The following is a 14,686-nucleotide window of genomic DNA, read 5'->3' on the forward strand; positions in this document are numbered from 1 at the left end:
TTCCGTGCTGTCTCGGGCGGTTCAGATCCCCAGCGCCCGGCGTACGGCGCTGGCGTTACGTCGCGACACCGGCACCGTCGTGCCGTCCGGGTCGTCCATGACGAGGATCAGCTCACCCTTGTCGCGGCGTTCGATCTCCCGCACGCGGTTGAGGTTGACGACATACCGGCGATGGACGCGAAGGAACCCCGCTCCGGAGAGTTCGTTGTCGAGCTTGTCGAGTCCGGCCGCCGCCGCGCGCAGCCTGCCCTGGTCGGTCGACAACCAGACGTCGCTGTCGGCCGCTTCGGCCAGCAGGATCTCCGGGTACCGGACCAGCACGGTGCGGTTCTCCCGGATGCCGGCGACCCGGTCCGAACCGGACGGGACACGAGCCGTGGACAGCGCGCCTCCCACGTCGGCCTGCGGGACCTGCTCACCGTCGGACGTGCAGAAGGTGATCAGGTGCCCGACCAGGTTGGCGTAGAGGAACACCGGGCGGATCGAGATCGGCGACGGTTCGTCGGCGGTGAGATGCGTGAAGATCTGGGTCGAGCCGGACCAGTGCGGGTCATACCGCGCCTGCTTGCTCGCGAACCGCGCAGCGTGGATGAAATCCGGCAGCTGCGGGATCCACCGCACGGCGGGATCGATCGCCGGCGTATTGCTCGGCACACCGAGCAGGACGCTGGCCGTCTCGTCCGCGAAGACGACCTTGCCCGAGTTGTCGACCGCGACGAGCGGGTCGCGGGACCGGCCGCGGGCGTGCTGGTATGCCGCGAGGAGTTCGGCACCCCCGTCGCGAGCCCGGGTGCGCAGGGTGCGGTCGGTGTGGTTCGCGGCGTTGTACAACCACGCACGGGCAGCGGCAGGTAGCTCACTGCGGTAGCACGAGATGTTCAGGACGGCGATCGGATCCTTGGTGACCACGTCGCGCACCGCGACACCGGCGCAGCTCCACTCGTGGAAGGCTTCGGCCCAGTGCTCCTCGCGCCGGATCACGACCGGGTTGTACGTGTCGAGGGCGGTGCCCATGCCGTTGGTGCCGACCGCGCTCTCCGACCAACAGAACCACGGTGCCAGGCTCGCGCTGTCCGCGACGGATCGCGTGGCCTTGTCACCCCACCCCGACAGGACCCGGCCCGCGGCATCGGCGATCACCACGATGCCGCCGATCTTGGCGACCTCATGCGCCATCGAGGCTGCGCAGAAGCCGAGTTCGGCGAAGACCACGTCGTGCTCGAGCGGATGGGTGAGCTCCTCGACGGCGACCGGTGCCGCGGACAGCTGGGGATCGACGCGGTACTGGTCGCGGCACCGGTGCCAGGAGATCGCGATCTCCGGGCGCACTCCGCGGACGTCGTCCTCGCCTTGGACGAAGCGCTCCCAGGCGTTCCGGACCAGCGCCTGGCTGTCGCGGCCGGTCCCTCCGGTGTTTCGGTGCACCTCAGTCATCAGCGTCCTCTTTCGGTTTTGCTGGGCTTGATGGCGGCCGAGGTGCCTGCACTGGGCTGCCGCCGGTTCTCCGCGCGCCGGTCCTGGTCCGGTCGGCGGGCCGGCACGGCCCGGTCGGTTCACTCGACCGGGTCACGGTCGGCCACTGCTCCGAGGCGCTCGCGGCACCTTGGACGTGACGCTGTCCCAGCCGTGTGTGCTTCCTCACATGCTACCCGCCATGGTCACGGTTGGGGGTCCGGCACGGATGCGACCGTTCGATCCCGATCACCGACCATCCGGCTGCGTTCGGCCGCCGTTCACCGAGCGTCCATGATGGCGAGCTCACAGATTGAGCGCGCTGCGCACCGCCCTGGCGTTGCGTCGGGAGACCGGCACGGCGGTGTTGTCCGGATCGGACATCACGACGACGAGCTCACCCTTTTCGCCACGCTCGACCTCGCGAATCCGCTTGAGGTTGACGAGATACTGCCGGTGCACGCGCAGGAAGTCACCGGTGTCGGCAAGATCGTGCTCCAGGCTGTCCAGCGTTGACTGGGCAGCACGAAGCCGGCCGCCGTCCGACACCAACCAGAGCCCGCTGCTGTCCGCTGTCGCGACGGAGACCTCGGAGGAATCCAGCAGGACCATCCGGTTCTCCTCGCGAAGCGCCACGACCCGACGGTGGTGCTCAGTGCGCATCGCGCCACCCGTCCCGGTCTGCCGGAACTGTTCTCCGGCGAAGGCACCGAAGGTGATCACGTGCCCGATCAGGCTGCCGTGCACGAACACCGGATCGATGCGGATGGATGTCGGCTCGTCGGACAGCGTGGTGTGCAGCTCGGTCGTGCCGGTCCAGCCGCGGTCGGCCTCCGCCTGTTTCGTCGCATACCGCGCGGCGTGAACCAGCGCCGGAAGCTGCGACGTCCAGCGCACCCCGGCGTCGACCGCGGGTACGTTGGCGGGCACTCCCAGGATGACGCTCGCGGCATCGTCGGCGATGACCACGGCACCCGCGGTGTCCACCGCAGCGAGTGGCTCCTTCGTGCGGCCGCGCGCGTTCGTGTAGGCGGACAGCAGTTCGGCGCCGCTGTCGTGGGCGCGCCCGCGCAGATTGTGCTGGATGTGCCCGGCGACGTTGTCCAGCCAGGCCCGCGCCGTCCCCGGCAGATCGTGACGCCAGCAGGAGAGGTTCAGTGCGGCGATCGGCTGCTTGGTGACCACGTCCCGGATGGCGACACCGCCGCACGACCAGTCGTGGAAGGACTGACACCAGTGCTCCGACTGCCGGATCATCACCGCTTGGCGCGCCTCGAGCGCGGTGCCCATGCCGTTGGTTCCCATGGCACCTTCGGACCAGCAGTACCACGGTGCGAGTCCACCCTCGTGCGCGACGGCGCGGGTGTCCTTGTCCCCCCACTCCGCAAGGACCCTCCCGCCGGCGTCGGCGACGACGACGATGCCGCCGATGTTGGAGATCTCACGGGCCATCGCCGCAGCGCGAAAGCCCAGCTCGGCGAAGACGACATCCTGGTCGAACGAGTGCACCACCTGCGAGACCGCGGGCGGCGCTTCCGGGAGGAACGGATCCACCCGGTGTTCGTCGCGCGAGCGCTGCCACGAGATCGCGATCTCCGGCCGCACGCCGCGAATGTCGTTCTCGCCCTTCACGAAGCGTTCCCACGCCCCGTAGACGTCCCCCCTCGCATGCATTCGGGGGGTCGGCTGTCTTCCCTGGTGTATCGCTGTCATTCCGAAGCCACCTTCACTGTGCTGCGGTCAGTTCTCGATCGCGCGCACGAGATGCGCGCGGATCCGGGAGACCACTGCGTCCGTCGTCAACCCGAAGTGGGCCAGGACCTCGCCGCCCGGGCCGCTGGCGCCGAACGTGTCGATGCCGATGGCGACGTCGGCGATGCCGCTCCAGGCGGATGTGCTGCCGGCCTCGATGCTGACCACTGTCGCCGAGGGATCGGGAACGTAGCGGCTGCGGTCGAGCGGCGAGACGACCCGGACACCGACGCCGTCGGCACGCAACACCTCGGCCGCGTCCGCTGCGAGGGCCACCTCGGACCCGGTCGCCACGATCTCGACCGTGACGGGGGAGTGCCCGTCGAACTTGGTGGGCGGGTCCTGGGGCAGGGCCTGCCGGGAGAGGATCAACGCGGTCGGCCCGTCGGTGCGCTCCAGCGCCAGGCGCCAGGCCTCCGCCGTCTCGGCGTCGTTCGCCGGCCGCAGGACCTGCAGGCCGGGAATGAGACGCAACGACTCGACGTGCTCGACCGGCTGGTGCGTCGGACCGTCCTCGCCCACCGCCACCGAGTCGTGGGTGAGGACATAGACGACCGGCTGTCGCATCAACGCGGACAACCGCAGCGCGGGCCGCAGGTAGTCGGCGAACACCAGGAACGTGCTGCCGAAGGCACGGAAGCCTCCGTGCAGGCTCATGCCGTTCATGATGGCCGCCATACCGAACTCGCGGATGCCGAACGCGATCGCGCTCGCGGAGAAGTCGTCCCGACTCACCACATCGCCGCACACCGTTCCTGTCGACCCCGACAGGTCGGCCGAACCGCCCACCAGCTCCGGCATGACGCCGCGCGCCGCATCCAGGCAGGCCTGGGACGACTGCCGGGTGGCACGCGGAGCGTCCCCGACAGTGGCCCGGAGAGCCTCGCCGAGCCCGGCCGGGACAGTGCCCGCCTGGACCCGGTGGAACTCCGCCGCACGGTCCGGTGCGGTCTTCCGCAGCGCCGCGGCCTTCTCACGCCATACGGCATGCGCCTGCTCGCCGAGCTGCACCCACTGGGCGGCGACCTCCTGCACGGAGGCGGGCACCGTGAAGGGCGCGTGGTCCCATCCGGCGAGCGCCTTGGTCTCGGCGAGCACGGACTCGCCCAGTGGGGCGCCGTGCGCCTTGGAGGTTCCCTCGATGCCGGGCGCACCGGCACCGATGACGGTGCGGACCGCGATGAAGCTGGGCCGCGGGTCCGCCTTGGCCCGGGTGATCGCCGCGTCGATCGCCGCGATGTCCGTGCCGTCGAGCACCTGCTCGGTGTGCCAGCCGTACGCCTCGAAACGGGCGAGCTGGTCGTCACTGGACGCGCGGGCGACGTTGCCGTCGATGGTGATGTCGTTGTCGTCCCACAGGACCACCAGCCGGCCGAGCCGGTGATGCCCGGCGAACGACGCCGCCTCGTGGCTGACCCCCTCCATCAGGCAGCCGTCGCCGACGATCGCGTAGGTGTGGTGGTCGGTCAGCTCCGGGTACCGCGCGTGCATCATCCGCTCGGCGAGCGCCATACCGACCGACATGGCCAGGCCCTGGCCCAGCGGGCCCGTGGTCGACTCGACCCCGGGGGTGTCCCCGAATTCCGGGTGACCCGGTGTCCGCGAACCCAACTGGCGGAAGTTGCGCAGTTCGTCGACGGGAAGGTCGTACCCGAACGTGTGCAGGAGCCCGTAGAGCAGGGCCGAGCCGTGCCCCGCGGACAGCACGAACCGGTCGCGGTCGGGCCACTGGGGGTCCGCCGGGTCGTGGCGCAGGTGCCGGCTCCACAACGTCCAGGCCATGGGCGCGGCACCCATCGGCATACCGGGGTGTCCGGAGTTCGCTGCCTCGACCATGTCCGCTGCGAGGAACCGCAGCGTGTTGACCGCGAGCTGGTCGGTCTCCACGGACAGGACGGTGGGGTCAAGTGTGTCGGTCATCAGGCAGCCTCTCGGGGGTGAATTGTCGTATGTCGCAGCGCGCCACGCGGGCGGTCGGGTCGGTCAGCCGATGTTGGCGTGGCGTTCCCAGAGGCGCTCGGCCGTCTGGTCCTCCTTGCTCCACAGCGCCTGGAACAGGGCGTCGGAGGCGAGCAGCACCGACTGCTCGAACAGGCTGCCGGCGTACTGGCTGGTGATCGAGGCACTGTGGTCCTGCTTGTCCGCGGCGGCCAGCACCAAGACCTCGTCGGCCCTCTGCGCGAGCGGTGAGTCGGGTGCCGTCGTGATCGCGAGGACCGACGCCCCGACCTTCTTCGCGACGTCGGCGGCACTCACCACCGAACCGGTCGTGCCCGATCCCGAGACGGCGAGCAGCACGTCACCGGAGCCGATGGCAGGGGCCGTGACCTCGCCGGCCACGTGGACCTTCAGGCCGAGGTGCATCAGGCGCATGGCCGCCATCTGGATGGCCAGGCCGCTGCGGCCGTTGCCGATCACGAAGACGGCTCGCGCATTGGTGAGCAGTTGCCCGGCGCGGTCCCACTGATCCGGCTGGACCGCGTTCAGCAGACGCTCGTTCTCCTGCAGCACGATGCTCCGCGCAGTGCTGAAATCCGTTCCGGTTGCTTGCTGTTCGGTGATGGTCATGACCGCTCCTCGCTGGTAGACGTGGTGTTCGGTCTCTCACCATGCCGCTGGGTGTGAGTTGGGACACCCGGTCGCAAGGCTTGTCTTGCCTGTCCTGTTGGCCAGTCCCGGTCACGGGGTGATTGACCAAGACTGTGGTGGGAAGCCAGCGCCGGCGATCGAGGTCGCCGCCGTCCGCCCGCCGCCGAGGAGTCCCGATGAGCGCCGAAACCACTGACCGTCCGGCAGTTGCCACAGCGTCGGACATCATCGACATCGCGCCCGTCATCCCCGTCGTGGTCGTCGACGATGCCGCGAGTGCCGTGCCGATCGCGGAAGCACTGGTGCGGGGCGGCATACCGATCATCGAGATCACGCTGCGCTCCGGTGCCGCGCTGCCGGCCATCGAGGCCGTTGCATCACGAGTGCCGGAGATCGTGGTCGGCGCCGGCACGATCATCCGTCCCGAACAGGTGCAACACGTCGCCGACGCGGGAGCGCAGTTCCTGGTCACCCCGGGCTCGCCCACGAAGCTGGTCGAGTCCGCACTGGACAGCGGCCTGCCGATCCTTCCCGGGGCCGGGACCCTCACCGAGATGCTCACCCTGGCCGACGCCGGCCTGACCGTGCAGAAGTTCTTCCCGGCGGAGGCCAGCGGCGGCCGCGAGTTCCTGTCAGCCGTGGTCGGACCGTGCCCTCAGCTGCGGTTCTGCCCCACCGGCGGGATCGCCCCGCGAACCGCCGCCGGCTGGCTCGCAATGCCCAACGTCGGCTGTGTCGGGGGTACCTGGCTCACCCCCCAGGACGCCGTCATACAGCGGGACTGGGACCGGATCACCGGCCTGGCGCGCGCCGCCGCCGCCTTCCGCCTGGGTGAATCGGTCGGCTTCCTCGCGTCTCAGATCTCGATCTCCAAGCCGTCCGTGGCGACCTCGATGCCGTGGCGGTCGAGCTGACGTCGCTCCGCGGAGTCCGCGAGCAGGATCGGATTCGTGTTGTTGATGTGGGTGTAGACCTTGCGGTCGATGGGCAGCGAGGACAGCAACTCGAGGGTGCCGCCCGGACCGTCGATCGGTGCATGGCCCATGTCACGTGAGGTCTTGGCGGCCAGACCGAGATTGGACATCTCGTCGTCGCGCCAGCAGGTGCCATCGACCAATAGCGCACTGCAGCCGGCCAATTCGCCGAGCACGTCGTCGGTGAGCTGCTGGACACAGGGCAGGTAGACCAGGCTCCGCCCGCTCGCGGTGTCGCTGATGCGATAGCCGACCACCCGGCCGTACTCGTCCGCGCCGGCGAAGCGCATCCGCTTGTTCGTGGGCACGTCGAAGGCGACATACGACAGGCCGGCGCCCAGGTCCACCGGCGTGCCCGGGGTCACCGGCCGCCAGGTGACCGGGCAATAGGCCTCGAGGGTCGGCAGGATCCCGGTGCCGCTGGTCAGGGTCTCGCGGACCGACGTCGTCGCATGCACCTCGAGGCCGCGGCCCTCCCGCATCAACAGCAGACCGAGCGTGTGGTCGAGCTCGGCATCGGTGAGAACCACCGCCTGCAACCGCACGACCCTGTCGTCGCCGGGATGCAGGGCGGGGAAGGACTCGATCTGCGTCTGGATGTCGGGCGAGGCGTTGAACAGGAACCAGTGCTCCCGGTCGGCGCTCACGGCGATCGACGACTGCGTGCGAGGAACGCACGGCCGCGAGCCGTCGCGGACCGCACGGCAGGTCGGGCACGTGCAGTTCCATTGGGGATAGCCGCCTCCGGCTGCCGATCCCAGCACGCGCATCCACATGTGGCACTCGTCCTCGTGTCGTGGGTTGGTTCAGGGCGCCTCGACCGTAGACCTCGACACCTCCTGCGGCCAGGCAGGACCGTCCGCGCTGCTCGGCCCGCCGTTCACCGTACGAACGGTGCCGGTGATGCGCCGCGCACCTCGGCATTGGCACTTGGAGCGGGGGACGGTTCCTGCAGCAACCGCACATGTATGGCGTGCGCCGTCTCGGTCGGGAGCGCACAGCGGACCCCATCCGGTCCGGTCAGGGTGACCGTCGTAGCCCCGGTTTCGACGTCCACGCGCGCATCCGGTGCGACCCCGGCCGCACGAAGGGTCGCCATGGTCGCCGAATCCGACTGCACGTGCTCGGAGATCGTCCTGATGACGGCACGAACGACGGACCCGGGCCGCACATCGGTCAGCCGAATCAGCCTGTCCTGCGGGCACGTTCGGCCGCATGCCCCGTGCACGGCAAGACCCGGTATCGGATTTCCGTAGGGGGATCTGGTCGGCCGGTTCAGCATCTCGATCAGACTCCGCTCCAGACGGTCACTGACCACGTGCTCCCACCGGCACGCCTCCGCGTGAGCGAACTCCCATTCGAGCCCGATGACGTCGACCAGCAGGCACTCGACGATCCGATGCTTGCGTGTCACCGCCGCTGCCCGCTCGAGACCGGCGTCCGTCAACTCCAGCCTGCGGTCCCCGAGAACGCGGACGAGCCCGTCACGCTCCATCCGGGCGACGGTCTGTCCCACCGTGGGCTGGGTCTGCTCGAGCCGCTCGGCGATGCGGGCCCGCCGCGGCTCGACGCCCTCCTCGACCAGGTCGTAGATCGTGCGCAGATACATCTCCACCGTGTCGACGAGATCCCGCATTTCACATCCTTCGTGTCCGCTCACCGCACGGCACCGGATGATCCGGTGACGCCGCGGGCGACCTCAGAGCGGGCGCCACATCCGCCCGGCACGGGTCAGCATCCTGGCTGCCGCGTCCGGCCCGTCGGTTCCGGCTTCGTAGGACGCGGGCGGCGCCGCATCCGCCCAGTACTCCAGGACGGGATCGATCACGCGCCAGGACGACTCGATCTCTTCCCGGCGCGGGAACAGGGTTGCGTCGCCGCGCAACACATCACAGATCAAGCGCTCGTATGCCGCACGAGCGGGCTGGAAGACGGAGCCGAGATCGCTGTCGAGGCTGACCGACTCGATGTCCATGTCGCCGCCGGGCCGCTTGGCACCGATCTGCAGTTCGATCCGGTAGTCGGGCTGCACCCGGAGGACGAGGACGTTCTGGACCGGCGCGGTTCGGCTCACCAGCGCACCACCGGCCGGAGGCGTGAAGGCAACCGCGATCTCCGTCGTGGTCCGCGCGAGACGCTTGCCGGTGCGGATGTAGAAGGGCACGCCCGTCCACCGGCGCGTCTCGACACCCACGGTGAGAGCCGCGAAGGTCTCCGTCGCCGAATCGGCGGGGAATCCACGCTCGTCGGTCAGTCCCGGCAGGACGACCCCGTCACGTATCCCGGTCGTGTACTGGCCACGGGCAGAGGTCCGCCCGAGCGGCCCGAGCAGTCGCGCGGCCGAGAGCACCTTGATCTTCTCGGCCGCGACGCTGTCCGCGTCGAACGTGGCCGGCTCGCTCATCGCGATCAGGGCGAGCAGCTGCAGCAGATGATTCTGTATGACGTCCCGCGTCGCGCCGACACCGTCGTAATAGGCACCACGCCCCGCGACTCCGACACTTTCGGCCATGGTGATCTGCACGTGATCGACATACCGGTTGTTCCACAGCGGCTCGAACATGCCGTTCGTGAATCGCAGGGCAAGGATGTTCTGGACGGCCTCCTTGCCCAGGTAGTGGTCGATCCGATAGATGGACGACGGCTCGAAGGTGCGCTCCAGCGAGGCTCCCAGCGCTCGCGCGGTGGCCAGATCACGACCGAACGGTTTCTCCACCACGATCCGCCGCCAGCCATGCTCCTGGCGGTGGAGACCGACCTGCGCCAACCCGTCGCAGACCGTCTCGAAGGCCGACGGCGGAATCGAGAGGTAGAAGACGTAGTTGGCCGGCTTCCCGCGCAACAGGTCGAGCTGCGCCAATCGGGACCCGAGCGCGGCGAAGGCCGTCGGGTCCTCGAAGGACCCCTGCACGAAATGGATCCGCTTCCTCAGCCGCGCCCAGACCCCGGGGTCGAACGGGGTGCGCGCGTGGGCGATGACCGAGTCCCGCAGCACGTCGTCGAGATCGGAGGTGTCACGGGCGAACCCGATCAGGTCGAACTCCGGCGACAGTTGCTGGTCGTGCTCGAGATCGTAGATGGCAGGGACGAGCTTCTTGCGCGACAGATCACCGGTGATGCCGAAAATGACCATCGAGGCGGGGCCGGTGATCGTCCCGGAACGGACGGTGCGCTGCTCGATCTCGCTGATGTCCGGTTCGCCGATGTGTTGAGTTCGCTCCTGAACGTGGGACACGGTCACTTTCGTTGTTCTCCAAGTCGTTTCGCTCGATGTCGTGCCGCTTCGTTCGATGTCGTTCCGTGTCGTTCGGCTGGATGACCGGCGCATCCGGACACGCTGCGACGCGATTAGTCTTCCGGCGCCGGCCACCGTTTGCACTGCGCCGACCGGCCAGTAACTGCTCGCCGCTCGGCCAGGTGAGACGGACCGCGATCTTGAGTAGACATGGCTTCCAATAGCTGCTCCCCATAGCTGCCACTACCGGATCGACCGCTGCGCGCCCGCCTCCCGATGACGCCGTCTCCTGCAGCGGCCAACGATGACGAGAAGGACGACCGCCATGACCCAGAACCGCAACCTCGAGGAGCTGTCCGAGGCAGGTGTGTCGGTGTGGCTGGACGATCTGTCCCGGGAACGGATCGAGTCCGGGAGCCTGGCCGAACTGGTCGCCACGAGGTCCGTGGTCGGCGTCACCACCAACCCGTCCATCTTCCGGGCCGCCCTCGGCACCGGCCGCGCCTACGACACCCAGCTCCGCCAACTCGCCGCGCGTGGCGCGAGCGTCGACGCCGTGATCCGCACGGTGACCACGGACGACGTACGAGCGGCCTGTGACGTGTTCGGGGCGCAGTTCGAGAGCACCGACGGTGTCGACGGCAGGGTGTCCATCGAGGTCGACCCGCGCCTCGCCCACGACACGGAGCGGACCGTCGCGCAGGCCATCGAGCTGTGGAAGATCGTCGACCGTCCCAACCTGCTGATCAAGATCCCGGCCACCACCGCCGGGATCCCGGCGATCACCGATGTCACCGCAGAGGGCATCAGCGTCAACGCCACCCTGATCTTCTCCGTCGAACGGTACGAACGCGTGATGAACGCCTACCTCGACGGACTCGAAGCAGCGAAGCTGGCCGGGCACGACCTGTCCCGGATCCACTCGGTCGCGTCCTTCTTCGTCTCCCGTGTCGACACCGAGGTGGACACCAGGCTCACGAGGATCGGCACGCCGGAAGCACTCGACCTGCGCGGCCGGGCGGCGCTCGCCAACGCGCGCCTCGCGTATGCCGCCTACCAGCGGGTGTTCGAGACCGGTCCCCGGTTCCGGCAGCTCGCGGCGTTCGGCGCGCAGGCCCAGCGACCGCTGTGGGCCTCCACGGGCGTCAAGAACGCGGACTACCCCGACACGTTGTATGTCGCAGGACTCGTCGGCCCGTACACGGTCAACACGATGCCGGAGTCGACCATCGAAGCCTTTGCGGACCACGGGCACGTCGCAGGTGACACCATCTCAGGCACGGCGGCCACCGCGCAGGCGGTGTTCGACCGGCTCGAGGCTGTCGGGATCGACCTCGCGGAGGTGTTCGACCTGCTGGAGGCCGAGGGCGTTGCGAAGTTCAACCACGCGTGGTGCGACCTGCTCGACGCGACAGCGGAACAACTGCGGAAGGCCTGAATTCCTGTGCTCATCGACGGTCACAACGATCTCGCCTGGGCGATGCGCCAGCAGTATGAAGGCGACCTCGATCGGGTCGACCTGGGTCGTCTGGTGCCGACGCTGCACACCGACCTCGAGCGACTCGAGGCGGGCGGAGTCGGCGGGCAGTTCTGGTCCGTCTACGTCTCCCCGGTGCTCTACTCCGGCCCTGCGGCCGTGATCGCGACCCTGGAGCAGATCGACTTCATCCATCAGTTGGTGGCCCGGTATCCCGATCGCCTGGTGCTGGCCACCACGGCCGACGAGGTCGAGGCGTCGGGCGGTCGCGTCGCCTCATTGCTGGGCATGGAGGGCGGCCATTGCATCGACGAGTCACTCGCGGTGCTGCGGATGATGCGCGCCCTGGGTGTGCGGTACATGACCCTGACGCACAACAAGAACGTCCCGTGGGCCGACGCTGCCACGGACGAGCCGGTGCTGCACGGACTGTCGGACTTCGGCGTGGACGTCATACACGAGATGAACCGGTTGGGGATGCTCGTCGACCTCTCGCACGTGTCGCCGGACGTCATGCGGCACGCGCTGCGGGTAACCCGCGCCCCGGCGATCTTCAGCCATTCGTCGGCCCGGGCGTTGTGCGACCACCCGCGCAATGTGCCGGACGACGTGCTGGAGTCGCTCGCTGCGAGCGACGGCGTCTGCATGGTGACGTTCCTGCCGGCTTTCGTGTCACCCGAGGTACGGCAATGGAACAAGGACCTCAACGAGGAGGCACAGCGCCGCGGAATGCTCAAGGGAAGCCCCGACCACGATCGCCTGGTGGACGAGTTCAGCGCCAACTTTCCGTGTCCGGCGGCCACCCTGGATCAGGTCGTGGATCACATCGAGCACGTCCGTGATGTCGCGGGTATCGATCACGTCGGGATCGGCGGGGACTACATGGGCAACGAGGACATGCCGCGCGGCCTCGAGGACGTCGCGGGCTACCCGAGGCTCTTCGCCGCGCTGGCCGATCGTGGCTGGTCCGAGTCCGATCGGGCCAAACTCGCCGGCGGGAACACGCTCCGGGTGCTCAGGGCGTCCGAGGACGTGTCGGCCGCCGGATCCTGAGGTCCGGCGCCGGCTGCCCGTCGGCGGTGAGCTCACCGGCAGGGGTCGGTACAGCCGACACGACGCCCGCACGAATGGCGACGGCGGCTGCCTCGCCCCGGTTGGCGACCTCGAGCTTCTTGAGCACGCTGGCGACGTGGAATTTGATCGTGCTCTGGGTGACGCCGAGCTCCTCGGCGATGACCCGGTTGCGCTTGCCCTCGGCAAGGTGACCGAGCACTTCCATCTCCCGGGGATTGAGGCTCGCCAACAGGTGCTCCCCGGGACGCGCAGCCGGCGGATCGAGCGGGAGCGTCAGCTTGACGCAATGCCCCCACCCGGGAATCGACTCGATGTCCAGGTCACCTCGCAACGTCCGCAGGCGGCCGGCCAGCTGCAGGCGCAGGGTGTTGGTGTCGATCCAGCCGGGTCCGTTGTCGCGGATCTCGAGCAGCACGTTCTCGCCGTCGCAATCCCACGCGATGCGCAAGCGGTCGAGTTCCGGCTGTGCGCAGAGGGCGAGCACGACCGCGCGCACCATGGCACGGGCCGCGAAGGCCACCTCGCCGGGAAGCGGCCGACCGTCGGCGGGCGGCGCGGCATACTCGACCTCGACCTCCTGGAACTTCAGCATCGGCCCGAGCTCCCCCTGCAGCCGGGCGAATGCGGTTGTCACGGCCTCCTCGGACAGTTCACGGTCGACGGCGCTGGTGGATCGTAATGCGGTCAGCGCCGCGGATGCTGTCTCGCTGGCCGTGATGCGGGCGCGACGGTCGTCGAGATCCCGCGATCGCAGGGTGCCCAGGATGGTGGACAGGGTCGCCTCGTGTACGCCGGTCAATTCGGCGATCGTGCGGGCGCGTTCACTGGATGCCGCGCGTGATTCGGCGAGGTAGTCGGGGCTGGCCTGGGCGACCTGGTGGTGGATGGCCATGGCGACGATCCCGAAGACGGCCGCGATCTCGTCGAGGCGGACGGTGTCGGTGCGGGAGGCCTTCGGGACCATCACGAGGAGGATGTCGCTCGGGTCGCGGACGGCCCAGATCCGGTGACTCGAACCGGCAAGGACGGCCTCCGTCTCGCAGTTGGTGCCCGGCTCGAGGGACTGCTTGATCTCCTCGAGCTCGTCGATGGTCACGCGGTCGACGATCTCCTTCTTGCCGGCCACCTTCCGGGGGCGCCCGGTGCATTCGCGCGTGAAGATCACCAGCGCATCGTGCGACCGCGTCCCGAAGAAGGCCGACAGGCGTGCAGCTATGGCCGGAAGTGGTCCGTCGACCACCTTCCGCATATCGATCCACCGCGCCCAATCCGGCCGCTCGATGTCGTCCATACTCACCACCAGCTCGCCACCTGTCCGATACGCCCCGCCCTCAGTTGAAGGTATTGGACCCGTCAAGTGCGGGTCCCGTCGTCGCACGCACACCCCCGATACAGCCCCCAATGCGTGCGTCCCCGAGCCTGCTCGGCTCGGGGACGCACACTGCCAGGGCTGTCGTCACGCGATGGCGGCGCGGAGCTCCTTGGCGGCCAGGCCCGGGTCCTCGGCGCCGTAGATGGCACCGCCGGCGACGGCGACGTCGGCACCGGCGCGCTGCACGTCGGCGATCGTGCTGGCGTTGACACCACCCGCGACCGAGAAGGGCACACGTGCTTCCTCACCGGACTTGAGCAGACCGTTGAGGTCGTAACCGGGCTTCGCCTGCTCGTCCAGGCCGGCGTGCATCTCGACGAACTTGGCGCCGATCGCGCGGACCTCCTTGGCGCGGCTCACCTTGTCCTCGATGCCGATGAGGTCGACGACGACGCCCTTGTTGTGCGCCTTGGCAGCCTTGACGGCACCGGCGATGGTCGAGTCGTCGGCGGCCCCGAGAACGGTGACCAGGTCGGCGCCCGCCTTGAACGCGATGTCCGCCTCGAGCTCACCGGCGTCCATGGTCTTCAGGTCTGCGAAGACGATCTTGTCCGGGTGGGCTTCCTTGACCGCGGTGATCGCGGCCAGTCCTTCACTCTTCACCAGCGGGGTGCCGAGTTCGATGATGTCGACGAATTCGGCGACCTGCCCGGCCAGCGTGAGCGCAGCCTCGGTGGTCAGCACGTCCATGGCGACTTGCAGCTTCATGATGTGTCTTCTTTCTTCTAGTGATGTGCGATGTGTGGTTGGACTGTTGGTCA

12 protein-coding genes are annotated in these 14,686 nt (G+C 68.7%); 3 read left to right on the forward strand and 9 right to left on the reverse strand.

Annotated elements, in window-relative coordinates; all coding sequences use genetic code 11:
- Positions 1 to 21: 21 nt before the first annotated feature.
- From VG502_RS11900 to hxlB, 4 genes are all read right to left on the reverse strand, one after another.
- Entirely contained in the window at positions 22 to 1,434 is a 1,413-nt protein-coding gene (locus tag VG502_RS11900; RefSeq protein ID WP_325550274.1) for a DNA-binding protein, read from the reverse strand.
- A gap of 324 nt (positions 1,435 to 1,758) precedes the next feature.
- A complete protein-coding gene (locus VG502_RS11905; RefSeq protein WP_325550275.1) occupies positions 1,759 to 3,084 on the reverse strand; it encodes a DNA-binding protein in 1,326 nt (441 codons plus the stop codon).
- Between the two features lie 108 nt (positions 3,085 to 3,192).
- A complete protein-coding gene (tkt, locus tag VG502_RS11910) occupies positions 3,193 to 5,124 on the reverse strand; it encodes a transketolase (protein WP_325550276.1) in 1,932 nt (643 codons plus the stop codon).
- A gap of 63 nt (positions 5,125 to 5,187) precedes the next feature.
- The gene (hxlB, locus tag VG502_RS11915; RefSeq protein WP_325550277.1) at positions 5,188 to 5,772 is read right to left on the reverse strand and encodes a 6-phospho-3-hexuloisomerase; all 585 of its coding nucleotides are present in this window, start codon (positions 5,770 to 5,772) and stop codon (positions 5,188 to 5,190) included.
- 197 nt (positions 5,773 to 5,969) lie between these two features.
- On the opposite strand from hxlB, the gene eda reads away from it, so the two are divergent.
- The gene (gene eda, locus VG502_RS11920) at positions 5,970 to 6,707 is read left to right on the forward strand and encodes a bifunctional 4-hydroxy-2-oxoglutarate aldolase/2-dehydro-3-deoxy-phosphogluconate aldolase (protein ID WP_325550278.1); all 738 of its coding nucleotides are present in this window, start codon (positions 5,970 to 5,972) and stop codon (positions 6,705 to 6,707) included.
- Here eda and pqqB read toward each other — a convergent pair.
- From pqqB to zwf, 3 genes are all read right to left on the reverse strand, one after another.
- On the reverse strand, positions 6,650 to 7,543 hold the full coding sequence (pqqB, locus tag VG502_RS11925; RefSeq protein ID WP_325550279.1) for a pyrroloquinoline quinone biosynthesis protein PqqB: 894 nt from the start codon (positions 7,541 to 7,543) through the stop codon (positions 6,650 to 6,652). The two genes, eda and pqqB, sit on opposite strands and share 58 nt — an antisense overlap.
- 104 nt (positions 7,544 to 7,647) lie before the next feature.
- Positions 7,648 to 8,403 carry a metal-dependent transcriptional regulator gene (locus VG502_RS11930; protein WP_325550280.1) on the reverse strand — a complete coding sequence of 252 codons (756 nt, stop codon included), beginning with the start codon at positions 8,401 to 8,403 and terminating at the stop codon, positions 7,648 to 7,650.
- 63 nt (positions 8,404 to 8,466) lie between these two features.
- Positions 8,467 to 10,002 (reverse strand): glucose-6-phosphate dehydrogenase, encoded by a 1,536-nt coding sequence (gene zwf, locus VG502_RS11935; RefSeq protein ID WP_325550281.1) that lies wholly within the window; start codon positions 10,000 to 10,002, stop codon positions 8,467 to 8,469.
- Positions 10,003 to 10,327: 325 nt separating this feature from the next.
- On the opposite strand from zwf, the gene tal reads away from it, so the two are divergent.
- Positions 10,328 to 11,440 carry a transaldolase gene (tal, locus tag VG502_RS11940; RefSeq protein ID WP_325550282.1) on the forward strand — a complete coding sequence of 371 codons (1,113 nt, stop codon included), beginning with the start codon at positions 10,328 to 10,330 and terminating at the stop codon, positions 11,438 to 11,440.
- A 6-nt stretch (positions 11,441 to 11,446) separates the two neighbouring features.
- Positions 11,447 to 12,532, forward strand: a complete 1,086-nt coding sequence (locus VG502_RS11945) for a dipeptidase (protein WP_325550283.1) — start codon at positions 11,447 to 11,449, stop codon at positions 12,530 to 12,532.
- Here the strand turns inward: VG502_RS11945 and VG502_RS11950 are convergent.
- Positions 12,495 to 13,844 (reverse strand): LuxR C-terminal-related transcriptional regulator, encoded by a 1,350-nt coding sequence (locus tag VG502_RS11950; RefSeq protein WP_325550284.1) that lies wholly within the window; start codon positions 13,842 to 13,844, stop codon positions 12,495 to 12,497. The genes VG502_RS11945 and VG502_RS11950 overlap by 38 nt on opposite strands.
- Before the next feature lie 165 nt (positions 13,845 to 14,009).
- A complete protein-coding gene (gene hxlA, locus VG502_RS11955; RefSeq protein WP_325550285.1) occupies positions 14,010 to 14,633 on the reverse strand; it encodes a 3-hexulose-6-phosphate synthase in 624 nt (207 codons plus the stop codon).
- Positions 14,634 to 14,686: the final 53 nt, after the last annotated feature.

Origin of the sequence: Flexivirga sp., assembly GCF_035551235.1 — a bacterium.
In the GTDB taxonomy this organism is placed as follows: domain Bacteria; phylum Actinomycetota; class Actinomycetes; order Actinomycetales; family Dermatophilaceae; genus Flexivirga.